This window comes from Cupriavidus pauculus (genome assembly GCF_008801835.1).
Lineage (GTDB): Bacteria > Pseudomonadota > Gammaproteobacteria > Burkholderiales > Burkholderiaceae > Cupriavidus > Cupriavidus pauculus.
On sequence record NZ_VZOW01000004.1, the window covers coordinates 133,613 to 160,317 of the forward strand.

Annotated in this window: 20 protein-coding genes; 16 read left to right on the forward strand and 4 right to left on the reverse strand. The window is 64.4% G+C overall.

The features are described from left to right. Positions 1-19 precede the first annotated feature (19 nt). The 5 genes from F7R19_RS06755 (at position 20) to F7R19_RS06775 (ending at position 7,517) form a co-directional block, all read left to right on the forward strand. A complete protein-coding gene (locus F7R19_RS06755) occupies positions 20-1,123 on the forward strand; it encodes an efflux RND transporter periplasmic adaptor subunit (RefSeq protein WP_223506266.1) in 1,104 nt (367 codons plus the stop codon). After that, on the forward strand, positions 1,120-4,173 hold the full coding sequence (locus F7R19_RS06760; RefSeq protein WP_150979758.1) for an efflux RND transporter permease subunit: 3,054 nt from the start codon (positions 1,120-1,122) through the stop codon (positions 4,171-4,173). Before F7R19_RS06755 ends, F7R19_RS06760 begins: the two co-directional genes overlap by 4 nt. A 20-nt stretch (positions 4,174-4,193) precedes the next feature. Then, on the forward strand, positions 4,194-5,558 hold the full coding sequence (locus F7R19_RS06765; RefSeq protein WP_223506264.1) for a TolC family outer membrane protein: 1,365 nt from the start codon (positions 4,194-4,196) through the stop codon (positions 5,556-5,558). A gap of 246 nt (positions 5,559-5,804) precedes the next feature. Continuing rightward, positions 5,805-6,548 carry a DUF1120 domain-containing protein gene (locus F7R19_RS06770; protein ID WP_211922717.1) on the forward strand — a complete coding sequence of 248 codons (744 nt, stop codon included), beginning with the start codon at positions 5,805-5,807 and terminating at the stop codon, positions 6,546-6,548. Positions 6,549-6,842: 294 nt separating this feature from the next. Beyond that, positions 6,843-7,517, forward strand: a complete 675-nt coding sequence (locus tag F7R19_RS06775; protein WP_150979760.1) for a DUF1120 domain-containing protein — start codon at positions 6,843-6,845, stop codon at positions 7,515-7,517. 64 nt (positions 7,518-7,581) lie between these two features. On the opposite strand, the gene F7R19_RS06780 is transcribed toward F7R19_RS06775, so the two are convergent. After that, complete coding sequence (locus tag F7R19_RS06780) at positions 7,582-10,602, reverse strand: FAD-binding and (Fe-S)-binding domain-containing protein (RefSeq protein WP_150979761.1); 3,021 nt, start codon at positions 10,600-10,602, stop codon at positions 7,582-7,584. Between the two features lie 85 nt (positions 10,603-10,687). Further along, positions 10,688-11,380, reverse strand: coding sequence for a GntR family transcriptional regulator (locus F7R19_RS06785; protein WP_061953841.1), 693 nt, complete (start codon positions 11,378-11,380; stop codon positions 10,688-10,690). 250 nt (positions 11,381-11,630) lie between these two features. On the opposite strand from F7R19_RS06785, the gene F7R19_RS06790 reads away from it, so the two are divergent. The 6 genes from F7R19_RS06790 (at position 11,631) to F7R19_RS06815 (ending at position 18,375) form a co-directional block, all read left to right on the forward strand. Beyond that, positions 11,631-12,839: a pyridoxal-phosphate-dependent aminotransferase family protein gene (locus F7R19_RS06790; protein ID WP_150979762.1), complete on the forward strand. Its 1,209-nt coding sequence runs from the start codon at positions 11,631-11,633 to the stop codon at positions 12,837-12,839. 220 nt (positions 12,840-13,059) lie between these two features. Further along, complete coding sequence (locus F7R19_RS06795) at positions 13,060-14,064, forward strand: Bug family tripartite tricarboxylate transporter substrate binding protein (RefSeq protein WP_061953837.1); 1,005 nt, start codon at positions 13,060-13,062, stop codon at positions 14,062-14,064. 184 nt (positions 14,065-14,248) lie between these two features. Next, positions 14,249-14,755, forward strand: a complete 507-nt coding sequence (locus F7R19_RS06800) for a tripartite tricarboxylate transporter TctB family protein (RefSeq protein ID WP_150979763.1) — start codon at positions 14,249-14,251, stop codon at positions 14,753-14,755. A gap of 10 nt (positions 14,756-14,765) precedes the next feature. Further along, positions 14,766-16,292, forward strand: a complete 1,527-nt coding sequence (locus F7R19_RS06805; protein WP_061953834.1) for a tripartite tricarboxylate transporter permease — start codon at positions 14,766-14,768, stop codon at positions 16,290-16,292. After that, positions 16,289-17,086, forward strand: coding sequence for an enoyl-CoA hydratase/isomerase family protein (locus tag F7R19_RS06810; protein WP_150979764.1), 798 nt, complete (start codon positions 16,289-16,291; stop codon positions 17,084-17,086). Before F7R19_RS06805 ends, F7R19_RS06810 begins: the two co-directional genes overlap by 4 nt. A 23-nt stretch (positions 17,087-17,109) precedes the next feature. Next, entirely contained in the window at positions 17,110-18,375 is a 1,266-nt protein-coding gene (locus F7R19_RS06815) for a CaiB/BaiF CoA transferase family protein (RefSeq protein WP_061953988.1), read from the forward strand. A 56-nt stretch (positions 18,376-18,431) separates the two neighbouring features. On the opposite strand, the gene trhA is transcribed toward F7R19_RS06815, so the two are convergent. Further along, positions 18,432-19,049, reverse strand: coding sequence for a PAQR family membrane homeostasis protein TrhA (gene trhA, locus F7R19_RS06820; RefSeq protein ID WP_150979765.1), 618 nt, complete (start codon positions 19,047-19,049; stop codon positions 18,432-18,434). Positions 19,050-19,379: 330 nt separating this feature from the next. Here trhA and F7R19_RS06825 point away from each other — a divergent pair, with 330 nt between their 5' ends. The 5 genes from F7R19_RS06825 to F7R19_RS06845 all read left to right on the forward strand — a co-directional run bounded on the left by F7R19_RS06825 (position 19,380) and on the right by F7R19_RS06845 (position 24,403). Next, positions 19,380-20,201: an alpha/beta fold hydrolase gene (locus tag F7R19_RS06825; protein WP_061953828.1), complete on the forward strand. Its 822-nt coding sequence runs from the start codon at positions 19,380-19,382 to the stop codon at positions 20,199-20,201. Positions 20,202-20,517: 316 nt separating this feature from the next. Further along, positions 20,518-20,718: a hypothetical protein gene (locus F7R19_RS06830; protein ID WP_061953826.1), complete on the forward strand. Its 201-nt coding sequence runs from the start codon at positions 20,518-20,520 to the stop codon at positions 20,716-20,718. 82 nt (positions 20,719-20,800) lie between these two features. Continuing rightward, positions 20,801-22,996, forward strand: a complete 2,196-nt coding sequence (locus tag F7R19_RS06835) for a phosphocholine-specific phospholipase C (RefSeq protein WP_150979766.1) — start codon at positions 20,801-20,803, stop codon at positions 22,994-22,996. A 124-nt stretch (positions 22,997-23,120) separates the two neighbouring features. Next, a complete protein-coding gene (locus F7R19_RS06840) occupies positions 23,121-23,516 on the forward strand; it encodes an FKBP-type peptidyl-prolyl cis-trans isomerase (protein WP_150979767.1) in 396 nt (131 codons plus the stop codon). Positions 23,517-23,653: 137 nt separating this feature from the next. Beyond that, positions 23,654-24,403, forward strand: coding sequence for a sulfite exporter TauE/SafE family protein (locus F7R19_RS06845; RefSeq protein WP_150979768.1), 750 nt, complete (start codon positions 23,654-23,656; stop codon positions 24,401-24,403). Here the strand turns inward: F7R19_RS06845 and F7R19_RS06850 are convergent. Then, complete coding sequence (locus F7R19_RS06850; RefSeq protein ID WP_150979769.1) at positions 24,400-26,682, reverse strand: hypothetical protein; 2,283 nt, start codon at positions 26,680-26,682, stop codon at positions 24,400-24,402. The two genes, F7R19_RS06845 and F7R19_RS06850, sit on opposite strands and share 4 nt — an antisense overlap. Positions 26,683-26,705: the final 23 nt, after the last annotated feature.

Genomic DNA, 26,705 nt, shown 5'->3' on the forward strand with positions numbered 1-26,705 from the left:
CAGGAATCAGCGAGCGGCAGTGCTCACCATCATCGCGGCGGCGAGCCTGCTGGCGGCGTGTACAGAGAAACCTGCGTCCGAACCGTCGGACGTGAGGCCGGTGCGGACCGTGGTCGTAGGGCGTAGCAACGGCACGATCGGCGCCAACTATTCGGGAGAGATTCGCGCGCGTTACGAAAGCCAGTTGGGCTTCCGGACGGCGGGCAAGATCGTTGCACGGATGGTGGAAGTGGGCAGCCATGTCAAGCGCGGGCAGCCGTTGTTGCAGCTCGATCCGACCCAGGAAGCGTTGCAGGTGGCGGCCGCTGGCGCGGACGCGGATGCTGCGCGAAGCCGGGTGGCCCAGGCTCGGGTCGATGTGAAACGGACCGAACAATTGCTGGCGCAGAACTTTGCTTCGCAGGCCGAACTGGACCAGCAGCGCCTGGTGCTGAGCCAGGCCGAAGCCCAGCTTCGCTCGGCGCAGGCGCGCCAGCAACTGAACGCCAACATGCGCGGGTTCACGACGCTGGTGGCCGACCGCGACGGCGTGGTCAGCGCCATCAACGCGGAAGCCGGTCAGGTCGTGGCGGCCGGGCAGTCGATCGTCACCGTCGCGGCCGACGGCGAGCGCGAGGTGTCGATCAGCGTTCCCGAGTCGCGCGTCGACGAACTGCGCAAGGCCCAGAGGCTCACGATCACGGTGTGGGCACATCCCGAAAAATCGTGGAACGGCAAGCTGCGCGAATTGGCGCCGGACGCTGACAGCGTCACGCGTACGTACTCCGCGCGCATTTCGATCCTGGACGCGGATGCAGATGCGGATCCCAGTCTCCTTCGTCTTGGCATGACCGCTTCCGTCATGGTTCCCGACACAGACGGCAGTGCCGCGCTTCGCGTGCCGCTGACTGCCGTCGTCGATCACGAGCGTAGCCGGCAGGTGTGGGTGGTGGACCCCAAGACATCACGGGTAAGCGCGCGCGAAGTGAAGCTTGGCGCAGCGCAGAACGACAGCGTCATGGTGGTGTCGGGTCTGACGGCCGGCGAGACGGTGGTGAGCGCCGGCGTGCATATGCTGCAGCCCGGCCAGCAGGTGAAGGTAGCGGAGGCAGTGACCGTCGCTCAGGCGGGAGGTTCGAAGTGAAAGGCGTCAATCTGTCCGAATGGGCGCTCAAACACCCCCAGATGATCGCGTTCCTGCTGTTGCTGTTGTCCGTGGCGGGTCTGCTGGCATACGGCAGGCTGGGCCAGAAGGAAGACCCGGAATTCACGATCAAGACCATGGTGGTGCAGGCGTACTGGCCGGGAAGCTCCGCGCAGCAGATGGCCGACCAGGTTGCCGACAAGCTCGAGCGCAAGCTGCAGGAAGTGGCGGAGATCGACTATACGTCCACCTACGTGAAGCCGGGCGAAGCGCAGATCAAGGTCAACCTGCGCGAGGAAGTGCCGCGATCGGCCGTGCCGGATGTCTGGTATCAGGTCCGCAAGAAGATCGGCGACATTCGCCATACGCTGCCGCAGGGCACGCAGGGACCGTTTTTCAATGACGAGTTCGGGGACACGTTCGGCAACCTGTACGCCATTACCGGTGATGGATTCAACTATGACGACCTGAGACGGATCGCCGATGCCGCGCGTAACGAGTTCCTTCGCGTCGACGATGTCAATAAGGTCGATCTTGTCGGCAAGCAGGAACAGAAAATCTATGTGGAAGTCTCCACCGCCAAGCTTGCTTCGTTGGGCATCGATCCGGCGCTGATCGCGCAGACCCTTGCGCAAACCAATGCGGTGACAGCGGCCGGAACGGTGCAAACCAGTGCCGAGCGAGTACGGCTGGACGTGAGCGGCGAATTCGACTCCGTCGAAGGTATTCGCGCCATCGGCATCCGTGCCGGCCAGCGCACCTTCCGGCTGGGCGATATCGCCGATGTCCGTCGCGGCTTTGTAGAGCCGGCCACCTCTCGGATGCGCTTCAACGGCAATGAGGCCATCGGCCTGGCGGTGAGCATGCGCAAGGGCGGTGACGTGATCCGGCTTGGCACGAGGCTCGATGAAGCGGTCAAGCGCATCGAGTCAACCCTGCCGGTCGGTGTTCAGATTCACGCCGTCAGCGACCAGCCACGCATCGTCGAGCATTCCGTTTTCGAATTCAAGAAGAGCCTCGCCGAGGCCGTGGTCATCGTGCTGGTGGTGAGTTTTCTGTCGCTGGGGCTGCGCACTGGACTGGTCGTCGCATTGAGCATCCCGCTCGTCCTGGCCATGACGTTCCTGGCGATGTACGTGATGGGGATCGACCTGCAGCGCATCTCGCTCGGTGCACTGATCATCGCCCTTGGGCTGCTGGTGGACGACGCCATCATCGCCGTCGAAATGATGGCGCTGAAGCTCGAGCAGGGCTGGGACAAGTTCCGCGCCGCCACCTACGCCTACACGGCCACGGCATTCCCGATGCTCACCGGCACGCTGATCACGGCGGCGGGATTTCTTCCGGTTGGTTTTGCGAAGTCCGGCACCGGCGAGTATGTGTACTCGCTGTTCCAGGTGGTGGGCATCTCGCTGCTGCTGTCGTGGGTCGTGGCCGTGCTGTTCACGCCGTACATCGGCTTCAAGCTGTTGAAGGAGCATGCACACGCCGCGCATGACGAGGAGGCGGTCTACCAGCGCGGCTTCTATGCCAAGTTCCGTCGTTTCATCGATTTCTGCCTGAGGCAACGGGTATGGGTGCTCGGCATCACGCTTGCCGCGTTCGTGGGCGCGCTGGTGCTGTTCAAGGCAGTGCCCCAGCAGTTCTTTCCGGCGTCCGACCGTGCGGAACTGATCGTGGACCTGTGGATGCCGGAGGCTTCGACGTTCGATGCCAGCCAGCGCGAGGTGCAGAAGCTCGAGGCGATGCTCAAGGGGGATCCGGACATCGTCGCGGTGACGAGCTTCGTGGGCAACGGCGCGCCGCGCTTCTATCTGCCGCTCGATGCACAGACCCCGAACCTGAACCTTGGCGAAATGATGGTGATGACCAAGGGCGGCGAGGCGCGTGAGCGTGCGAAGGAAAAACTCGAGAAGCTGTTCGCAGAGCATTTCCCTAACGTAAGGGGCCGGGTCAACCGCCTGGAGAACGGTCCGCCAGTTGGCTATCCGGTGCAATTCCGGGTCTATGGGCAGGACAACGACAAGGTCCGCGCTATCGGCGACAAGGTGGCAGCCATCATGCGCGAAGAGCCGCATGTGCGCCAGGTAAACCAGGACTGGAGCGAGCGCATCAAGCGCGTCCAGGTCGAAGTCGATCAAGACAAGGCGCGCGCGTTGGGCATTAGCTCAGGCCAGATCAAGCAGGCGCTCGAGGCATCGATCTCCGGCACGCCGATCACGCAGTTTCGCGAGCAAGACCAGGATATCGACGTGGTGTCCCGCCTCGTCGCGGCGGAGCGCACGGACCTGAACAACCTGAAGGACGCCAAGATCTATGTACGCGATGGAAAGTTCGTGCCGGTTTCGCAGGTAGCCCGTTTGACCCTTGCCAGCGAGGAAGGGGAATTGTGGCGACGCAATCGCGTGCCGACGATGACGGTCCGTGCCGACATCGCTGGGGCGCAGGCGCCCGACGTCACCCGTGCGCTGCTGCCGCGGATCGAGGCCCTGGAAAAGGATCTGCCGCTCGGTTATGGCATCGAGATCGGCGGGGCTGCGGAAGCGAGCGCGAAGGCGCAGCGCTCTGTGTTTGCGGTGATGCCGTGGACCATCATCGCGGTCCTCGTGCTGCTGATGATCCAACTGCAGGACATGAAAAAGATGGCGATTGTCCTGATGACCGCGCCGCTCGGCCAGATCGGCGTGAGCGTGATTCTCGCCGCCTTCCGGATTCCGTTCGGCTTCGTTGCAATGCTGGGTGTCATCGCGCTGGCCGGCATGATCATCCGTAACTCGGTGATCCTGGTCGTGCAGATCGACGGCGACGTACGCGCCGGCGTGCCGCTGTGGACGGCCATTGTCGAAGCGGCAGTGCGGCGGTTGCGTCCAATCGTGCTGACGGCACTGGCGGCCATCCTGGCGATGGTGCCACTCACCCATTCGGTGTTCTGGGGCCCCATGGCGTGGGCAATCATGGGCGGCCTCGCCGTGGCCACGGTGCTGACGCTCGTGTTCCTGCCGGCCCTGTATGCGACGTGGTACCGGGCCAAGCGCCCCGCGACCGTCTGATCGCAAATCTGACGTTGAGAATGATTGTGATGAAGAGTTTAAAAATCGCCCCGCGCGCCGCGCAAGTGGCGCTGGCCTGCATGCTTTGCCTGAGCGCCGCGGAGTCGAGCGCAATGGATCTGGTGGGCGCCTACGAGCAGGCATTGGCGCATGATCCGACGACGCTTGCCGCCAACGATGCGCTGGCGGCCGGGCAGGAGAAGGCCGTGCAGGGCAGGGCCCTGCTGCTTCCCAGCCTCAGGCTGCAAGGCGGCGCTGGACGCGCCGTGGTGCATTCCTCGGCGACCGACGACGGCGCGTCCCTGATCCCGCCCAATACCTCGGGCACCGTGCGCCAGGCCGGCGTCGTGCTGGTGCAGCCGATCTACGACCGGGGCGCGGTGGCCGCGAAGAAGCAATTGCGCGAGCAAACCAGCCTGGCTCAAACGCAGTTTGGCCAGTCCCGTCAGGACCTGGCCTTGCGTGTGGCAGAAGCGTACTTCGGCGTGGTGCTGGGCGAGGAGACGCTGCGCGTGGTACAGGCGGAGAAGGCGGCCTTGCGGCAGCAGCGCGATCGCGCCAAGGCTCGCTTCGATATCGGGCAAGGAAAGATCACCGATCTTCAAGAGGCCCAGGCGAGACTGGACGGCGTGGAGAGCCGCGAAGTGACGGCGCAATCCGTACTGGAGCAGCGTCGCTCGCGCTTTCAGGAGATCGTTGGCACATCGCCCGATCAGCTGAGCGGCCTCGCGGCGCGGTTTGCGCCGCGGCCGCCGGAGCCAGACAATCTTGCGGCGTGGCAGGCCAAGGGGGAGGAGCAGAGCTTCCTCGTCAAGACGCGGCAGTCGGAACTCGATATTGCCGGCGCCGAGATCGACAAGTACCGGCTCGCCAGCCGCCCGACCGTCTCGCTCGTGGCGGGTTACAGCTCGCAAGGGCAAACCGGCAATCTGGCACCTTGGGTGGCGGCCAACACGCGTTCTGCGACGGTGGGCTTGCAGGTAAACATTCCGCTGTACGCCGGGGGCGGACTCGACTCCCGCGAGCGGGAGTCCGTTGCGAAGAAGAGCCAGGCCGAGCAGGAGCTTGCCGCGGCCAGACGCGATGTGCGCCTGAACGTGCAGGATGGGTTTCTGTCGGTAAAGACCGGCGTGTCGCGTATCTCTGCGCTTGAGCAGTCGTTGACGTCGGCGCGCAGCGCTCTGGCCGCGACGATCCTCGGCCGGGACGTTGGCACCCGGACCGAGCCCGACGTGCTCGACGCACAGCAGCGTGTGTTCGCCGCGGAACTGGACGTGGTGCAGGCACGGCTGGACTACCTGCTGGGCCGCCTGCGACTTGCCGCCGCCGCGGGCGAATTGAGCGAGGACACCCTGCGGTCGCTCAACGATTGGCTCGCGTCCTGAGAGGAGCCTCCGATGCTCGGCGATCTCTATCACCATTTGAGCGGTAGTTTCCTGGCGCCAACACGCTAGTCGCGGAGATGGCGGATACCGGGGGCGTGTCGCGCTTCAGCATGGTGCCGGTGCGCAGGTGATCCGGTGTATCGGCCTGCATCCGCGCGGTTTTCTGACGTCGACGCCGCGTGCTGTTGTGGCCAAACCGCCGCGGCCCCCAAATTGAAGCTTCGGCCATTTATGACCCGGGCCGGATTGACCACACTGCGGTCGCGCCGCAAGACACAGCGCTGTCCGGATCCCCAACGTACTAGGCATAACATCATGAAGCTCTCTATCCAGCATTTGTTGCTCGTTCCCCTCCTGGTGATCGCGGCAACTTCGGCAAATGCGGCCGAATCGACGGACATGGCAGTGAAGGGCACGATCCGCCCTGCGGCCTGTGATCTGTCGCTGTCCAATGGCGGTGTGATCGACTTCAAGACCATCCCGGCCTCGTCGCTGCAGCAGTCGGCGCCCACCGCGCTTGCGCAGAAGGAAGTCACGGTGGCCATCAATTGCGAGGCCGAGACCTATGTGGCCATGAAGATGTTCGACAACCGCGCCGACACCATCGCCAATAACGTGCTGACGCCCGCCACGGGAATCTACGCGGGCAACGCATTCGGACTTGGCAAGGTCGATGGAAAGGCCGTGGGCTCCTACGCGTTCCAAATGTTTGGCGATGATTCCTTCGTGAGCAATCTCGGCAAGAGTGCAAGACTGACCCGTTCGGACAATGGCGGCGCCACATGGTTGGGGCTGCAAGACGGCAATTACATATACGGCGGCACGCTTTACTCCTGGGCCGAAACATCGGGCGGTGCGCCTATTCGTGTCAAAACGGTGACGCAGTCGATTGCCGTTTTCACGGCACTGGCTTCCAAGGATGCGCTGCCAGACTTGACGGACACCGTCTCGCTCGACGGCTCGACTACGATCTCGCTGGTCTACCTGTAAGTACCACGCGGGGCGTTCCAGATTTGGCGCGCCCCGCGTTCTTTGACGCCCCGGCGCCACGTCAGAGCGCCATCTCCGATTCCTCGTGCTGCTCGGTTTCATAGCCGAGACTGCAGGGCATGAGCGTAGGCCCGAAGCGTCCGGCGCGCTCGTTATGTGCCGCTATGGCTACACGGCCGTGGTCCCCGAAATTGAAGCTTCTACCATTTATGACCCGGGTTTGATTGACCAAACTTCGGTCAGACCGCGAGACACAGCGCAGTCCGAAACCCGCAAACTACTAGGCATAACATCATGAAGCTCTCTATCCAACATCTGTTGTTCGCCCCCCTCTTGGTCGTCATGGCAACCTCCGCAAATGCGGCCGAATCGACGGACATGGCAGTGAAGGGCACGATCCGTCCTGCGGCCTGCAACCTGTCGCTGTCCAATGACGGTCTGATCGACTTTCAGACCATCTCGGGAACGTCGCTGGCGCAGTCGGCGCCCACTGAGCTTGCGCAGAAGGAAGTCACAATGACCGTCGACTGCGACGCAGAGACCTATGTGGCCGTGACGCTGGTCGACAACCGTGCCGGCACAGTTCCCAGCAACGTGCTGAAACCTGCCATCGGCATCGACGACCGCCTCGGCTTCGGGCTTGGCAAGGTCGATGGGAAGGCCGTGGGCGCCTACGCGTTCCGAACGTTTGGCAGTGATTCCTTCGTGAGCAATCTTGGCGAGAGCGTGTCGCTGTCCCGTTCGGACAATGGCGGTGCCAGTTGGGTACAGGTGGCAAACGACAATTACCTGGTCGGCAACGTCCTTTACACCTGGGCCGAAACACCGGGCGCTTCGCCCATTCGTGTCAAAACCGTGACACAGCGGTTGGACGTCTTCACGGCACTGGCGTCCAAGGATGCGCTGCCAGACCTGACCGACAGCGTCTCGCTCGACGGCTCGACCACGATCTCGCTGGTCTACCTGTAAGTACCGCGCGGGGCGCGCGTCAGAATTGGCGTGCCCCGCGTTTTCTTGACGCCTTGGCGCCGCGTCAGAGCGCCATCTCCAACACCCGCGCCACGTGCACCGCATCCCTGCCGGCGCCATCGTGAATCTGATGGCGGCAACTGGTGCCATCGGCCACTACCAGCGTCTGCGCATCGGCGCGGCGCACCGCGGGCAGCAGCGACAACTCCGCCATCTTCATCGATACCTCGTGATGCTCGGCCTCATAGCCGAAACTGCCGGCCATGCCGCAGCATGACGATTCGATCAGCGCCGTCTTCAGGCCGGGAATCCAGCTCAATACCTGTTCCACGGGCCGCACCGCGTCGAACGCCTTCTGGTGGCAATGACCATGTAGCAGCGCCTCGGTGTGGCCCACGGGCTTGAGCGTGGGCGCGAAGCGTCCCGCGGCGTGCTCGCGCACCAGGAATTCCTCGAACAGGAAAGCGTTGTCCGCCAACTGACGCGCCGCATCGCCCAGGCCGTATTGCAGGAATTCGTCGCGCATCGTCAGCAGGCAAGACGGCTCGAGCCCCACCACGGCAACGCCGCGCGCCACGAAGGGCAGCAGCGTGTCGATCGCGCGTCGGGCTTCGGCGCGGGCCTCGTCGACCAGGCCTGCGGCCAGGAACGTGCGGCCACAGCACAGCGGGCGCTCGCCCGGCACTGCGGATAGATGCACCGTGTAGCCCGCGCTTTGCAGCACGCGCTGTGCGGCGCGCGCGTTATCGGGTTCCATATGATTGTTGAAGGTGTCGACGAACAACACCACTTCCTTGCCGCCCGCCGGTGGCGCCACGTAATCTTCGCGCACGAACGCGGCTCGCCAGCGCGGCAGCGAGCGCCGGGCCGACAATCCCAGCAGGCGCTCGCCCAGCTGCGGCAGCCCCGGAATGCGATCGCGCAGGTTGAACAGCCACGGCAGCCTGCTGGCGATGCCCGCGTAGCGCGGCAGGAACGCCACCAGCCGGTCGCGCGCCCGCAAGCGGCCAGCGCGCGCATTGGCGGCGCGCACTTCGATCTTCATCTTCGCCATGTCGATGCCCGTTGGGCAATCGCGCTTGCAACCCTTGCACGACACGCACAGGTCCATGGTTTCCGTGACGGCCGGATCGAGCAGTCCCTCGTTGCCGATCTGGCCAGACAACGCCAGCCGCAGCGTATTGGCGCGGCCGCGCGTCAGGTGTTGCTCGTCGCGCGTGACGCGATAGCTCGGACACATCGTTCCCGCATCGAATTTGCGGCAGTGGCCGTTGTTGTTGCACATCTCGACCGCGGCGGCCAGCCCGCGCGCGGGATCGAAGCCGGTGCCGGGTGCGCTTTGCGCCTCGGTCACCGGGTCGCGCGTGACATTCCATGCCGACCAGTCCAGCGCCGGCTGCATTGGCTTGACGGTGTACTGCGGCGCAAAGCGGAACAGCGCCGCGTCGTCCATCTTCGGCGTGCGCACGATCTTGCCGGGATTGCAGCGATTGTCCGGATCGAACAGCGCCTTGACCTCTTCGAACGCGCGCGCCAGCGATGGCCCGAACTGCCACGCCACCCATTCGCCGCGACAGAGCCCATCGCCGTGCTCGCCCGAGTACGCGCCTTTGTATTCGCGCACCATCGCCGCGGCTTCTTCGGCGATGGCGCGCATCTTGGCCGCGCCGTCGCGACGCATGTCGAGAATCGGCCGGACGTGCAGCGTGCCGACGCTGGCGTGCGCGTACCAGGTGCCGCGCGTGCCATGCTTGTGGAACACTTCGGTCAGCCGCGACGTGTACTCGGCCAGGTGTTCCAGCGGCACCGCGCAGTCCTCGATGAACGACACCGGCTTGCCGTCGCCCTTCATGCTCATCATGATGTTCAGGCCGGCCTTGCGCACTTCCCACAGCGCCTTCTGCGGTCCCGCGTCGGGCATCTCCACGACCGATCCGGGCAGCCCGAGGTCGCTCATCAGTTCGACCAGTTGCTGCAGCCCGCGCAGCGTGGCGTCGCGGTCCTCGCCGGCAAATTCCACCAGCAGGATTGCCTCGGGCTCGCCCACCAGTGCCTTGTCGATGACGGGCCGGAATGCGGGATTGTTGCGCGCCAGGTCGATCATGGTGCGGTCGACCAGTTCCACCGCCGCGGGTTTGAGCGCGACGATATGGCGCGTCATGTCCATCGATTGGTAGAACGTCGGAAAATTCACCACGCCCAGCGTCTTGTGCGTGGGCAGCGGCGCCAACTGCAGCGTGATCTGGCGGAAATACGCGAGCGTGCCTTCGGAACCGACCAACAGGTGGGCAAGATTGACACTGCCGTCGCTGGTGTAGGGACGTTCGCTGCGCGGCGCGAAGATGTCTAGGTTGTAGCCGCCGACACGGCGCAGCACGCGGGGATACATCTGCGCGATGGCGTCGCGTTCGCGCTCGGCGATGCGGCGCACGCCGTCGGCGATGGTGCGGTGCGATGCGGCGTCGGCCGGCCACGTGGCATCGAAGCGGACGTCGTCGCCGTTGGCGAGGATCGCCTGCACGCCAAGCACGTTGTGCACCATGTTGCCGTACTGGATCGAGCGCGACCCGCACGAATTGTTGCCGGTCATGCCGCCGATCGTGCATTGCGCCGCCGTGGAGACATCCACCGGAAACCACAGTCCATGCGGCTTGAGCCAGGCGTTCAGATGATCGAGCACGATGCCGGGCTGCACGGTGACCGTGCGCGCCTGCGCGTCGAAATCGACGATCTGGTTCAGATACTTGCTGTTGTCGATGACCAGCGCTTCGCCGACGGTTTGGCCGCACTGGCTGGTGCCCCCGCCGCGTGGCAAGAGCGGCGCCTTGAAATCGCGCGCGATATCGAGCGCCAGGCGCGCATCGGCCTCGTCGCGCGGTACCACCACGCCGATCGGCATGATCTGGTAGATCGATGCGTCGGTGGCGTAGCGGCCGCGGCTGGCGTTATCGAACAGCACCTCGCCGCGCAGTTCGGCGTGCAGGCGCCGATATAGCGGCGATTGCAGCGCGGGCGCGGAGGCGGCGCCGGGCATGAAGCGCAGCGGTTGCACGCCGGGCGGCGTGGGGGTGACAGGCAGGGCCATAAGCGGGTGTCTCCGTTTGCGCGTACTTGCACCCCCGCCCACGCCTGCGCGATGCACGCGCCAGCGGCGCGGCCCGCGTGGACCGTCAGGCGGCGGCGTTCTGTACGCGTTCTAGTTCGGCAATCAGTGCGTCGTGCTTGTGCTGCAAATGCGCGCGCAGGATCTCGCGCAGCGCCGCGCCGTCGCGCCTCGCCAGTGCGTCGAGCATCTCGCCGTGTTCGCGCACGGCCAGATCCCACTTGTCGTGGTCGAAGTTCGAGCGAAAGCGCAGCGCCTGGATGCGCAGGTTGATTCGGCGATAGGTCTCCTCCAGGATCGGATTGCGCGCGGCGGCGTTGATTGCATCGTGGATGCGCCGGTTCAGCGCGTAGTAGTTGGGCAGGTCGCGCCGCGCATGGCACGCCAGCATCTCGTAATGCAGCGCGCGGATCTCGTTGAGTTCGGCTTCGGTGATGCGCTGGCATGCCAGGTCGCCGGACATCGCCTCGAGCGCGCCCATCATCTCGAACAGGTGGTTGATCGATTCCTGCGACAGCACCACCACTTCGGCGCCGCGATTGGGCAGCAGCGTCACCAGCCCGTCGCCGGCCAGCACCTTGAACGCCTCGCGCAGCGGGGTGCGCGACACCTGCAGCAGATCGCACAGCACGCGTTCATTGAGCCGCGTGCCCGGCGCCAGATCACCTTCCATGATCATCGTGCGCAGGCGCTGGGCAACCGCCACATGCAGGATCTGGCGGTCGACGGCTTGCGGGGAGGAGGTCGGATTTGTGCTCATCAGGGATCTTGTGGCTTGACAGTATTGTATTCAAAAACTAATGTTGGGCAAGCACGAACCGCAATCCGGTGCCATCGGCCAACGCAAAAACCGCGATATAGCCGAAAAAATAAACGTGCAACCGTTGATTTATAAGGGTTTATTGCGGAGCGACGGGCGTTTGTGCCGGCCAACATTATCCTGCATCCCGGCCCCGCGGTGCAGCCCTGTTTTTTGAATACAAAATTCAAACTTGAGGATACGAGGCGACATGATCCGACTGAATTCCCATCCCAGCGGCCGGCATTTCCTGCAGATTCCCGGGCCCACCAACGTCCCCGACCGTGTGCTGCGCGCGATGGACTATCCGACCATCGACCATCGCGGCCCCGAGTTCCAGCAACTGGGCAAGAAGGTGCTTGCCGATATCCGCAAGGTGTTCCAGACCGCCCAGCCCGTGGTGATCTACCCGGCGTCGGGCACGGGCGCGTGGGAGGCGGCGCTGGTCAACACGCTGTCGCCCGGCGACAAGGTACTGATGTTCGAAACCGGCCACTTCGCGTCGCTGTGGAAGAAGATGGCGGACAAGCTTGGGCTCGATCCCGAATTCATCGTCGGCGACTGGCGTCATGGCGTGGACGCCGCGGCGATCGGCGCGCGCCTGGCCGCGGACCGCGCACACCAGATCAAGGCGGTCTGCGTGGTCCACAACGAAACGTCGACCGGCGTGACGTCCGATATCGCGGCCGTGCGCCGCGCCATCGATGCGGCCGCTCATCCGGCGCTGCTGCTCGTGGACACCATTTCCTCGCTGGGATCGGTCGACTATCGGCATGACGAATGGGGCGTCGACGTGACCGTTTCGGGGTCGCAGAAGGGCCTGATGCTGCCGCCGGGCATCTCGTTCAATGCGGTGAGCCAGAAGGCCATCGCGGCGTCAGCCACGGCGAAGCTGCCGAAGGCCTTCTGGGGCTGGGAGGAAATCCTGGAATCCAACAAGAACGGCTTCTGGCCGTACACGCCGGCCACCAACCTGCTCTACGGCCTGTCCGAAGCTTGCGACATGCTGTTCGAGGAAGGCTTGCCGAACGTCTTCGCGCGGCATCGGCGCCATGCCGAAGCCACGCGCGCCTGCGTGAACGCATGGGGTCTGGAGATCCTGTGCCAGAACCCCGCGGAATACAGCCCCGCGCTTACGGCCGTGGTGATGCCCGACGGCCATAGCGCCGACGCGCTGCGCAAGGTCGTGCTCGAAAACTTCAACATGTCGCTGGGACAGGGCTTGTCGAAGCTGTCCGGCAAGGTGTTCCGGATCGGCCATCTCGGCGATTTCAACGACCTGACGCTGATGGGCACGCTGTCGGGCGTGGAGATGGGACTGGCGCTGGCCGGCGTGCCGCATCGCAGCGGCGGCGTGCTGGCCGCGATGGAAAGCCTGCGCAACGCCGCGGCGTCGCAGCCGGCGCTGCGCGTGGCGTAACACCGCAAGGCGCCGCCCGATGGCATGCGATCGCAACCGATCGCATGCCATCGGCGCCGCGTACGCCGTGTTTTACCTGGCTGGAAAGCGCGGCGCGAAAGAACAGATAACAGAAAGCAGAAAACAGAAAGCAGAAGCAGAACCCGAACCCGAAGCAGAACCCGAAGCCGTAGTCGAGGGCGCCCGCAAGAGGCGCTCCGCCACCCAAAGGAGACAGACCATGACGTACCGTTATGCCGTGCGCGCGCTTGCGTGCGCCTCGCTGTTTGGTGTCGCGCTGGCCGCCGCGCCGGCGTTTGCATGGGAACCGACCAAGCCGGTCGAGGTGATCGTGCCGTTCAGCGCGGGCGGCGCGTCGGACCAGATGGCGCGCTCGATACAGGGCATCATCGCCAAGCACAAGCTGATGAACCAGCCGATGATCGTGGTGAACAAAGCCGGCGCCAGCGGTGCGGAAGGGCTGATGGACACCAAGGCGTCGAAGGGCGACGCGCACAAGCTGCTGGTCACGTCGTCGGCGTTGTACACGGTGCCGATGATCAGCCAGTTGCCGTTCAACTGGCGCGACCTGACGCCGGTGGCAATGGTCGCGATGGATGAATTCGTGCTCTGGACAAACGCCAGCGCGCCATACAAGACGCCGGCCGACTATATCGCCGAGGCAAAGAAGAGTCCGGGCAAGCTCAAGATGGGCGGCACCAGTTCCAAGCGCGAAGACCAGATCATCGTTGCGCAGGTCGAGCGCAAGGCGGGCGTGCGCTTCATCTACATTCCGTACAAGGGCGGCGGCGAGGCGGCCACGCAGTTGTCGGGCAACCACATCGATTCCAACGTCAATAACCCGTCGGAATCGATCGGCCAGTGGCGCGCCGGCGAACATCGCGCGCTGTGCGTGTTCGCGCCGGAACGCATGCAATACAAGACCAAGATCACCGCCACGCAAAGCTGGGGTGACATCCCCACCTGCAAGGAACAGGGCCTGGACGTGCAGTACCAGATGCTGCGCGTGTTCATGCTGCCGGGTGGCGTCACGCCGGATCAGCAGAAGTTCTATGTGGACCTGATGCAGAAGGTGGTCGCCACGCCCGAGTGGAAGGAATACCTCGAGAAGAACGCGCTCAAGAACGATTTCCTGACCGGCCAGAAGCTGACGGAATTCCTGACGACCGACGAGACGCGCCACAAGGACATCATCAAGGAAGCCGGTTTCCTGGCCGCCAAGTGATGGGGATCGCTGTCGCCGCACGGCCGCATGGCCGCGCGCGGCAGCGTCGAATGCGCGAATGCGCAGGGCAGGACACGGGCAGGCGCGTGCGGCCGCGCAAGGTGGCGTGCGACGCGCCCGAGTCCTTTCCCGGCAGTCCAATCTTCCGATGCCATGGCGACGCAGAACGCCAAGGGGACAATCCATGAGCGAACAAACACATGACGCCGCCGCGCCGGCGGCGCTGACGGTGCGCACGGCGGAAATCGCCGTGGCCGTGCTGATTGCGATCGGCGCGGTGGTGGTGATGGTGACCAACTATCAGATCGGCGCCGGCTGGGCGCCGGACGGCCCGCAGGCCGGCTATTTTCCGCTGCGCATCGGCGCGCTGATCTTCATTTCCTGCCTGGCGGTACTGTGGCAGGCGCTGCGCTCGCGCAACGATACGGTGTTCGTCACATGGCCGCAGTTGCGGCAGGTGGCGGTGATTCTCGTGCCGCTGACCGTCTACGTGGCGCTGATCGCGTTCATCGGCATCTATGTGGCGTCCACCGTGTTCATTGCCGGATTCATGCGCGTCGTCGGCAAGTTCGCGTGGTGGCGCGCCGTGCTGACTGGCGTGGCGATCAACGTGGTGCTGTTCTGGATCTTCGAGATGCAGTTCCGCGTGCCGCTGCCCAAGGGGCCGCTCGAAGCGGCCTTTGGATTCTGAGGGGACGGGCATGGAAGAACTCAATGCACTGATGGGCGGCTTTGCCGTGGCGATGTCGTGGCACAACGTCGGCCTGATGCTGGTGGGCATTCTGCTCGGCATCGTGGTGGGCGTGCTGCCGGGCCTGGGCGGGCCGAATGGCGTGGCGATCCTGCTGCCACTGACGTTTTCGATGGAGCCCACATCGGCCATCATCATGTTGTCCTGCATCTACTGGGGCGCGCTGTTCGGCGGCGCCATCACGTCGATCCTGTTCAACATTCCTGGCGAGGCGTGGTCGGTGGCCACCACCTTCGACGGCTATCCCATGGCGCAGCAGGGCGAGGCGGGACGCGCGCTGACGTCGGCCTTTACCGGATCGTTCCTGGGCGCGCTGGCCGGCGTGCTGCTGATCACGTTCCTGGCGCCGATGGTGGCGAAGTTTGCGCTGCGTTTCGGGCCGCCGGAATTCTTCGCCGTGTATTTCCTGACCTTCTGCAGCTTCATCGGCATGGGCAAGGAAGCCAAGGCTAAGATCGTGATCGCGATGTGCATCGGCTTTGCGCTCGCGGCGGTGGGCATGGATACGGTATCGGGCACGCTGCGCATGACCTTCGGATCCACCGAGCTGTTGCGCGGTTTCGATTTCCTCGTCGTGGTGATCGGCCTGTTCGGCATCAGCGAGATCCTGATGACGATGGAGGAAGGCGTGGCGTTTCGCGGCAAGCGCGCCAACATCGACCTCAAGGTGGTGCTCAAGACCTGGGCCGAGCTGCCGCGCTACTGGATGACGCTGATCCGCTCGTCGCTGATCGGTTGCTGGCTGGGCGTGACGCCGGGCGGCGCCACGGCGGCGTCGTTTATGGGTTACGGCGTGGCCAAGCGGTTCTCGCGCAAGCGCGAGACCTTCGGCAAAGGCAATGTGGAAGGCGTGATCGCGCCTGAATGCGCGGCGCATGCGGCCGGCACGAGCGCGTTGCTGCCGATGCTGGCGCTTGGCATCCCCGGGTCGGCCACGGCGGCGGTGCTGCTCGGCGGCCTGATGATCTGGGGCCTGCAGCCGGGCCCGCTGCTGTTTGCCGAGCAAAAGACCTTTGTGTGGGGCCTGATCGCCAGCATGTACCTGGGCAACCTTGCCGGGCTGATCGTGGTGCTGTCGACGGTGCCGCTGTTTGCCGCGATCCTGCGCATCCCGTTCGCGATCATCGCGCCGCTGATCCTGGTGGTCTGCGCCATCGGCGCGTTCACCGTGCACAACGCGATGTTCGACGTCTGGCTGATGCTGATCTTCGGCGTGATCGGCTACGTGCTCAAGAAGCTCGACTATCCGCTCGCGCCGCTGGTGCTGGCGCTGGTGCTCGGCGACCGCGCCGAAGACGCGTTCCGCCAGACCATGCTGATGTCGCAAGGCGAGATGAATGTGTTCTGGTCCAACCCGCTGGTGGGCACGATCATGGCGCTGGCCGTGGTGATCCTGGTGTGGCCGGTGCTCGGCGCACTGTTCGAGAAAACCCGCCGCCGCAAGATGGTTTCCGCCCATGAAGGAGCTGCCGAATGAGCGAAGAGAATCCGCAGGAGCCGACGCTGCTGGTAACGCGAGACGATGGGATTGCCACCATCGTCCTCAATCGTCCCGCCAAACTCAATGCCTTCACGCTCGACATGTGGCGCCAGCTGGGCGACGCGTTTCGCGCGCTGTCCGCCGACGACACGGTGCGCTGCGTGATCGTGCGCGGCGCTGGCGAGAAGGCGTTTTCTCCAGGCAACGACATCGGCGAGTTTGCCACGGCGCGCTCGAACAAGGCGCAGGCCGTGGCCTATGGTGCGGTGATGCATGCCACGGCGCAGGCCATGCTCGATTGCCCGCATCCCGTGGTGGCGCAGATCCATGGCATCTGCGTCGGCGGCGGCCTGGAAGTGGCGGCGATGGCCGACCTGCGCATCTGCGGAAAAGGCAGCCGTTTCGGCGCGCCGATCAAGAACCTCGGGCTCGTGATGGCGCATGCCGAGATGGCGCCGCTGATCGGCCTGATCGGCACCTCGCGCACGCTTGAGCTGCTGTTCGAGGGACGCATCGTCGATGCCGAAGAAGCGCTGGCGATGGGACTGGTGTCGCGCGTGGTGCCGGACGACCGCGTGGCTGACGAGGCGCGCGCCACCGCCATGCGCATTGCGGCGGGCGCACCGCTGGTGGCGCGCTGGCACAAGAAATTTGCGAGGCAACTGGCGGCTGGCCAGCCATTGTCGCCGGCCGATATCGACGAGGCGTTCGACTGTTTCGACACCGAGGATTTTCGCACCGGATATCGCGCGTTCCTGGCCAAGGAAACGCCCCGGTTCAACGGCCGCTGATGCGCGCCCTGAAAGGAATACCGATGTCCGCAGCCACTTCCGCTACTTCCGCCACTTCCGTGCAGCACGGCGCATTGTCGGGTTTGCGCGTGCTGGAGCTCGCCCAGATCATGGCCGGGCCGACCTGCGGCATGATGCTGGCCGATCTGGGCGCCGATGTGATCAAGATCGAGAAGATCGACGGCGGCGACGATGCACGCGGTTATCGCGAGCCCACCATCCAGGGCGTCTCGGCGCCGTTCCTGATGCTGAACCGCAACAAGCGCGGCATTGCATTGGACCTGAAGCAGCCGGAGGGCCGCGAGGTGTTCCTGCGCATGGTGCGCAACGCCGACGTAGTGATCGAAAACTTCCGCAAGGGCACGCTGGAAAAGCTCGGGCTCGGCTACGACACGCTGTCGCAGGAGAATCCGGGCCTGATCTACTGCGCGATTTCCGGCTACGGCCGCACCGGCCCCTTTGCCGACAAGGGCGGCTTCGATCTGATTGCGCAGGGCTTTACCGGGCTGATGAGCATCACGGGCGAAGAGGGTGGCCCGCCCTTGCGTACCGGTAATTCGATTGCCGATATCAACGCGGGGCTGCTGGCGGCGTTCGGCATTCTGGCTGCCTACCAGCATCGGCAAAAGACCGGTCGCGGACAGGTGGTGGAAACGTCGCTGATAGAGGCCGGGCTGCAGCAGCTGTACTGGCATGCGGCGATTCATTTCGCCACCGGCGAATCGCCGGGGCCAAGCGGATCGGCGCATGTGCTGGCAACCCCGTACCAGGCATTTCCGACCCAGGACGGGCACATCATTGTGGGCGGCGCCAACGAGAAGAACTGGGCGCGCATCGCGCAGGTGCTGGGCCATCCCGAATGGATCGACGATCCACGCTATCGCCTGAATGCCGATCGCATGCGTCATCGCGATACGCTCCTGCCGGCGATGGCCGCGATCCTGCAAACGCAGTCGTCGGCGCACTGGCTCGCGGCGTTCGATGCCGCGGGCGTGCCGGCAGGTCCGGTGCACTCGATTGGCGAGGCGCTGAATCATCCGCAGACGCTGGCGCGCGGCATGGTGGTACGCCAGCAGCATCCGGAGGCGGGGCCGATCCGCACGCTTGGCCTGCCGATCCAGCTATCGGAAACGCCGGCGCAATATCATCGCCCGTCGCCGCGGCTCGGCGAACATACGCGCGCGTTGCTGGCGGAATGCGGCTATGCGGAAGCGGAGATCGATGCGATGCTGCGCGCCGGCGTGGTGGCCGAAGCAGCCGCCGCGGCGTCGGCCGTGGCCGAGGCGTAGCACACGCGGTGTGACGGCGCGCGGCGCGGGGCCGCGCGCTTCAATCGACGTAGACTTCAGTCGACGTAGAACAGGATGCTGATGAACTGGCAGATGCTGCCGGCCAGCACGAACAGGTGCCAGATGCCGTGGAAGTGCCGCACCTTTTCGTCGAACAGGAAGAAGCCGATGCCGGCGGTGTAGATCGCGCCGCCGGCTACCAGCCAGTACAGCCCCGCCGCCGGCAGCGCGGCTGTCAACGGGCCGAACGCGAACAGCACCAGCCAGCCCATGATCACGTAGATCGACAACGACAGCACCCGCGTGCGATGACCCACCCACAGTTCCTGGACGATGCCGATGGCCGCCAGCCCCCAGTTGATGCCGAATAGCGTCCATCCCCACGGTCCGCGCAATGTGACCAGTGCGAATGGCGTATAGCTGCCGGCAATCAGCAGGTAGATCGCGCAATAGTCGAGCCGCCGGAAGATGTCCTTGGCCGGCCCGCGCACGCTGTGATAGATGGTGGAAATCGTGTAGAGCAGCACCAGCGTGGTGCCGTAGACCACGGAGCTGACCACCTTCCAGGCGTCGTGATAGAGCGCCGACGAGGTGACCAGCACCGCCATGCCGGCAGCGGCAAGCACCGCTCCGGCCAGATGACTGTATCCATTGAACCGTTCGCCGCGATACATCCCGAAAGCTCCGTGTGCGTGTTTGGCCAGCGGGCATTCTGGCATGAATCGCGCAGATAACGCGTCATTGCCTGCAGTTGCAGGGTTATTTCATTGACTGGACATGCTTGAGGGTCCGTGCGTTAGCGGTTTTGGCTGCCGCATCTACGTAGTGCACGCCTTGATTTCGCACAAAAGCGGGCTGAGATCCGTCGCAAACACACGCCACAGTGCGAACGTGAAATCTTGTGAAGCGCGCCGAAGGCGTCTTGCTTTTGGGCAGGTCATCATCTTTCATGAAACTTCCGCCCGAAGTTTCCCCATCAACCGTCAAGTCAAGGAGTACCCATCATGCCCTTTGTGACAGCCAAGGATGGCACCGAGATTTTCTACAAGGATTGGGGCAAGGGCCGCCCGATCGTGTTCTCCCATGGCTGGCCGCTTTCCAGCGACGCGTGGGATGCGCAGCTGCAGTTCTTCCTGCTGCAGGGCTTCCGTGTGATCGCGCATGATCGCCGCGGCCATGGCCGCTCGGGCCAGCCGTCCGACGGCAACAACATGGATACCTATGCCGATGACCTGGCCGCCGTGCTGGACAAGCTCGACGTGCGCGACGCCGCGCTGGTCGGCCATTCCACGGGCGGCGGCGAAGTGGCGCACTACATCGGCCGCCATGGCACCAAGCGCGTGTCGCAGGCCGTGCTGATCGGCGCAGTACCGCCGCAAATGTTGAAGACCGCCACCAATCCTGGCGGCCTGCCGATCGACGTGTTCGACGGCATCCGCAAGGGCGTGGCGGAAAACCGCTCGCAGTTCTATCGCGATCTGGCCATGCCGTTCCACGGCTACAACCGGCCGGGCGCAAAGCCGGTGCAAGGCACCATCGATGCCTTCTGGTTGCAGGGCATGAGCGGCGGCCTCAAGGGCCAGTACGAGTGCATCAAGGAATTTTCCGAGGTCGATTACACCGAGGACCTGAAGAAGATCGACGTTCCCACGCTGATCCTGCACGGCGAGGATGACCAGATCGTGCCAATCGACAATGCCGGCCGCCTGTCGGCCAAGATCGTCAAGAACGCGGTGCTGAAGACCTATCCCGGTTTTTCGCATGGGATGTGCGCGGTCAATGCCGATGTCATCAACGCCGATCTGCTGGCGTTCTTCAAGAAATAGTTTCCGGATGTAACCGCCGCGCGCGCCCGGCAGCGGGCCGCGCACGGCGTTCCCGCCTCGTCTCGCCTCCCATCCCTATAACCACCACGCGCGAATATCATCCGCGTGTTGCGTTTTCCATCGTTCCTCTCAACTTCAAACGGGCATTTTGCGTCACATAGTTGACACATCAACGCTGAAGACTGCGCGTCTTGCCGGATCCACCCCCCGGCGCCACAGGTGTCCATCCAGGCAGCATTGGAGAACCCAGAACGCGGCCGAGCGCGCAGGGCATCTTGTAGTCGTCGCACTCGGCCGCCGTCCCGGACCAGGAACCATGAAAACCAACACACCCGATTTCTTGCGGATCGGCAGACCTGCGCTACGCGCCGGCCTGCTGTGTCTGGCCCTGCTGCTGAGCGCTTGCGGCGGCGATGACAACAACGCCCCGCCGCCAGCCGACGGCAACGGCAATGGCGGCAACGGCGACGGCAAGCCCGCGGCCTGCGCCACGGCGCGCTGCGCGCCGGCGCCCTGATGCGCGCCGCGCTATCCATCCATCGCCGCGCAATCCAACGATTGCCGCACCGCACGACTCCCATCCAATCCGCAGATCAGGCATGACATTCAATCCATCCAAGCGCAAGTTCCTGCGCAACTCGCTCGGCACGGCAGCGGCCGCCGCCACGCTTGCTTCGTTCCCGCCCAGCATTCGCCGCGCGCTGGCCATCGAAGCCAATAACGCCACCGGCACCATCCAGGACGTCAAGCACGTGGTGCTGCTGATGCTGGAAAACCGCGCGTTCGACAGCTACTTCGGCACATTCCAAGGCGTGCGCGGCTACGGCGACCGCTTTGGCATCCCACTGGCCAACGGCAAGAACGTCTTCTACCAGACCGATGCCAGCGGCAACACCATCACGCCCTATCGGCTCGATGCGATGCTCGGCAACGCGCAGCGCGCGGGCGGTACGCCGCACACCTGGCCCGATGCACAGAACGCGTGGGATCACGGCCGCATGAACCGCTGGCCGGTGGCCAAGAACCGGCTGTCGATGGGCTATTACGACACCGCGGAAGTGCCGTTCCAGCGCGCGCTGGCCGACGCCTTCACGTTGTGCGACGCGTATCACTGCTCGATGCACACCGGCACGATTCCGAATCGCCTGTTCTACTGGACCGGCACCAACGGCCCCAGCGGCGCCAACGTGGCGGCCCTCATCAACGAGTTCAACGACGGCAACGATGTCGGACCCTCGACCGACGGCTGGACGTGGCAGACCTATGCCGATCGGCTGGTCGAAGCGGGCGTGAGCTGGAAGGTCTACCAGAGCCTGGCCGACAACTACGGCTGCAACGAGATGATGAGTTTCCGTCATTGGCGCGCCGCGATGGAAGCGATGCCCGTGGCGCGCCGTCCGGTGGCGCTGCCCGGCATTTCGCCAGTCTACGATCCGGCCATCGACGACCCGCTGAGCCCGCTGGCGCGCGGCTTTGCCAACACGATGCCCGACGGCTTCCTGCAATCGTTCCGCGACGACGCGCAGAACGGCACGCTGCCCGCCGTGTCGTGGATCATCGCGCCGTCGACGTACAGCGAACACCCGGGGCCTTCCAGTCCCGCGCAGGGCGGCTGGTATGTGCAGCAGGTGCTCGATGCGCTGACCGCCAATCCGGAAGTCTTCAGCAAGACGGTCCTGTTGATCAACTATGACGAGAACGACGGCTTCTTCGACCACTTGCCGCCGCCTTCCGCGCCGTCGCGCAATGCCGACGGATCGCTGGCCGGTGCCAGTACGCTGTCCGATGCCGATATGGCCTTCGAGTATTTCAACTACACGCCGGCCAGCGCAAAGCAGCCGGCGATGGACGGCAAGCCGTTCGGACCCGGTCCGCGCGTGCCGTTGTGGGTGATCTCGCCATGGAGCCGCGGCGGCTGGGTCAATTCGCAGACCTTCGATCACACCTCGACGCTGCTTTTCCTGGAAAAACGTTTCGGCGTGAAGGAGCCGCAGATCGGCGCGTACCGTCGCGCGGTGTGCGGCGACCTGACGTCGGCGTTCAACTTCGTCAATCCCAACAACGACCAGTTGCCGACGATGGCCGGACGATCGACCAAGGTGGCGGTCGACACGCTGGCCGTCACGCAGAAAGCGCTGGCGGCCATTCCGGTGCCCGCCACGCCGGCCGCGCCGTCACAGCAGACCGGCGCGCGGCCGTCGCGCGCGCTGCCATATGAACTGCATACCACGTCGCGCGCCGACGCCGGCGGCAACACGGTCACACTGATGTTTGCCAACAGCGGCACGGCGGGCGCCGTGTTCCACGTCTACGACAAGCTGCATCTCGACGCCATTCCCCGCCGCTATGTGGTGGAGGCTGGCAAGAGCCTGGACGGTGTGTGGAATGTGGCGGCGGACGGCGGCAAGTACGATCTGTGGGTGCTCGGCCCGAACGGCTATCACCGTGAATTCATCGGCGATCTGAACGAGCAGTCGGCCGCGGGTGGCGCGGAGATCCAGGTCTGCTATGCGCCGTGCGATCCGCCGCAACTGCAGGTCAAGCTGTATAACCGCAGCGACAAGCCCTGCCGGTTCGCGGTGACCGCGCAGGCGTACCGCAGCGACGGACCGTGGACGCTTAGCGTCGCGCCGGGCCAGATCGGCGAGCTCAGCTGGACCCTGGGCGACAGCGGCAACTGGTACGACTTCGCGGTGGCCTGCGATCTCGCGCCGTCATGGCGCCGCCGCATCGCGGGACGCATCGAAACCGGCAAGGACACGGTCAGCGATCCGGCGATGGGGCTGGTGGGATGATCGGGCGGCGCGCGGCGTGACGCATCGCCGGCCGGCATATGGCGTGTACACTTGCCGGCTGGCGCGCACAGCCGCTTTACGCGTGCGGCGCGCCGCTCCCGAGAACCCGACACGACGGAATTCCATGAAGAAAATTTCCTTGCTCCTCGCGGCTGTTGCACTGATGGCTTCGGGTATCGCTGCTGCCGAAACGCTGCCTTCGGGCGTGGTGATCGACACCGTGACCAAAGGTACCGGCGCGTCGCCGAAAGCGTCCGACACCGTGAAGGTGCACTATCGCGGCACGCTGACCGACGGCACCGAGTTCGACAGCTCGTACAAGCGCGGCCAGCCGATTTCGTTCCCGTTGAATCGCGTGATTCCGTGCTGGACCGAAGGCGTGCAGAAAATGCAGGTCGGCGGCAAGGCCAAACTGACCTGCCCGGCCGCCACGGCCTATGGCGCGCGCGGCGTGCCGGGCACGATTCCTCCCAACGCGACGCTCAACTTCGAAGTAGAACTGCTGGGTATCGGCGGCTGACCGACCGAGACCACGGCATGGCGTGACCGGCTGGCTGCGGTCGCGCCCCGCCGTGCTCTGCCGCGCAATGTCGTGGCAGGGCACGGCGCAAACAACACCAGCAAATCACAACAATAACGACAACTGGACACGCGAAGATGGATCCGGTTTTTTTCATCGTCGCGCTCGGCGCCATGGTCGCCGGGTTTGTGCAGGGGCTTTCCGGCTTTGCATTCGGCATGGTGGCGATGTCGTTCTGGGCCTGGGGTGTCGAGCCCCACATGGCGGCCGCGATGTCGGTCTTCGGATCGCTGACGGGCCAGTTGCTCGCGGCGTTCACGGTCCGGCGCAAATTCCATCTGGCCACGGTGCTGCCGTTCCTGATCGGCGGCGTGGTCGGCATTCCCATCGGCGTAAGCCTGCTGCCAAAGCTGGACGTCACGCTGTTCAAGCTTTGCCTGGGCTGCGTTCTCGTGATTTTTTGCCCGGTGATGCTGTTCTCAACGCGCATTCCGCCGATCCGGCACGGCGGCCGCGTGGCCGACGCTGTAGTCGGCGCCATCGGCGGCATCCTTGGCGGTATCGGCGGCTTCACCGGCATTGCGCCGACGCTGTGGTGCACGCTGCGCGGATTCGACAAGGACAAGCAGCGCGTGGTGATCCAGAACTTCAACCTCGGCGCGCTGCTGGTGACGATGGGCGTCTATATCGGCACCGGCATGATCACTCGCGACATGCTGCCCATGTTCGCCATCGTCGCGCCCGCCATGCTGATTCCCACCCTGATCGGCACGCGCGTCTACATCGGCATCAGCGACCAAACCTTCCGGCGCATCGTGCTGACGCTGCTGACAGGCTCGGGCCTGGCGATGCTGGCGGCGTCAGTGCCGAAATTGCTGGGCGGCTAGCCCAGCCCGGCAATGTAGTCGCGCCACGCGGACCACGAGCTGACTTCCTTGGCCTGTCCGATCAGGTCTTCCAGATCAACGCCATGCCGCGCGGCGGTCAGCACCTGGCTTTGCAGCAGCTGGCTGTTCAGATATCCGAGGCGATTCTTCAACACCGCGGACAGATATGCAAACCGATTGCTGCCATTGGTGCTGCGCATGGCGGCGGTCCTGAGCAAGGCGCGCATCGCGAGATCCGGGTCGGACTCGGCCCGCACGGCGTTTTCGTCCATCGCCATGACGATCTGGGCATGACCGTGGTTTTTTGCCAATCTGCGGAGCGTCTGTTCGCCATGCGGCGCCAACGAAAATCCTGCGTGCAGCGCATTCCATTGCTGGAATATGCGCTGGTCGGCCGAGGCGGGTGACAGCAGGTCGCGGATTGCGGCGGCCTCCACGATCAATGCAATCTGCAGCGTAATCAGAGCCGAAGTATCGAGCGTCGCCCGAGCTTGCGTGATCGCCGCCAAGGCCGCGGTGAGCGCGTCGTCCAACACGACGGGAATCGGCGCTTCAGTGTCGGCGTCCGCTTCGGGGCTGCGCACGTGCAACTGCGTACCTGCAAGATCCAACAATCGCTGACTTACTTCTCGATGCTCTGCTTCGACGCGAAGGCTTCGGGCCGGATGGTCCGATGGCATGGCATCGATGGCCTGCTTGCTTTGCGTGAGCAGTTCGCGGTCATCGAGTTGAACCCCGATCCGTGCGCGAATGAAGAGAAAGGCCTCCGTCTCATGCAAATCTGGAGGACAAGCCGTGACGATGGCTCGCGCATCGGCATGCCGGCCAACGTTTTGATACGCGAAAGCCAGCGGCATGGCGTAGCCGTCCAGCGTGGCGTCATGGTGCAGGCGCTCGAGCCAGTCGCATACATGGCTGCCGAGACCGTGGCCGAAGATTGCGGGCAGTTCGGATTCCAGGATTTCGTCATAGAGCAATTGCGTGCACTTGTTCTGATGTGTATCCGGAAGCTTCTTTATGGCGCTATCGAGCGCACGTACGAACTTCGAAAGGTCGCTGCGCCGGGAGGGAATCTTCACGGTGAAATAACAGGGCCAGGGCATGTCTTCGACCGCGCACTGTCGTGCCTGCGACACCAGATGGCCAGCCAGCGCAGTTGGGGCAATCGGGCCGCCGCACTGTTGCAGCAGCGCGGCGGTTTCGAATGCGGGCCAGTCCTTGTAAGCCATTTTCGCGCGCGACAGCGAAACGGGCGGATCGCCTGCGCAGTAGAGCGAAGCTTGTGCGATGAACTTTCCCCGCAGTTCGCCCGGCACCATTGCCGCGAGCAAGCTTTCCAGGCGGGACGAAAGATCGATCTCGCTCGACCATGTGTCGGTTTCGCATTCGGTCATGTCCAGGGTGTGCGCTTCGCGTATGGTTGGCAGGAAGCCAAACATTGCGTCGCCATCGAGCTCGGCGATCAAGGCGCGGATCTGGTCGTGGTTCTCAGCGTCCGCCGCCTGAGCCAGTGCGATCAGGCGGCTTTCGCGAGAGGGCAGCAGGGCTGGGGAATCGCATAGCGCCAATAAAGACCAATCGCCAAGCTCCAGCGCGCAGATGGCAATCGTGGCCCAAAGATCCGGATGTTGCGCACTTCGCGCGGCCAATGCCCGAACGGCTCCCGTGGCCAGTGCTTTGTCATCGACCTTCAGCGCAGCGCGGTACAGCGTCGCCAGGATCGGAAAGTGCTCAAGGTCTGCCTGGTCGAGATATGGCCGCAGGGTATCCGACGCATTGCTATGGATCGCGCTTGCCATTGCCATCTGCAATGCCATCTGCGACTGCGGCGCGTGCTGGCAGACAAAGGCATGGAGCGCGGAATGCATCTCGGACGCGCGCGGATGATCGCTGAACGGAAACCGGAGCCATTGTGGCGCGATCGCGAACGCGCACTCGCAAAACGATGCGTCCTGTTTGGCAAGCCAAAGAGTCAAGGTGCCCAGATCGTCCACATGCCGGCCGTGTCCGAGCGCAAGCGCCTGCATCAGGAGTCCGACGGGGGTGGTTTCTGTCTCATACGCACCTAGCACCGCCAGCGAATAGCCCTCCTCCGGCGAATACAGGCACAACGCCAGCTTTTCCCGCACGCGGCGCGTCGGCGCGGCAATCTGCCGGTAGAAATCGGCGGCTTCGCTGTAGCGGCATTGCTGGAACAATGCGTCGGCTCGGCGTTCCGGATCGGAACAATCTGACAAATCGGACAGCTCGACGGAATCCCCGCGCAAAAGCGTGTGCATGGCAGCGAATGGTAGTGACAAAC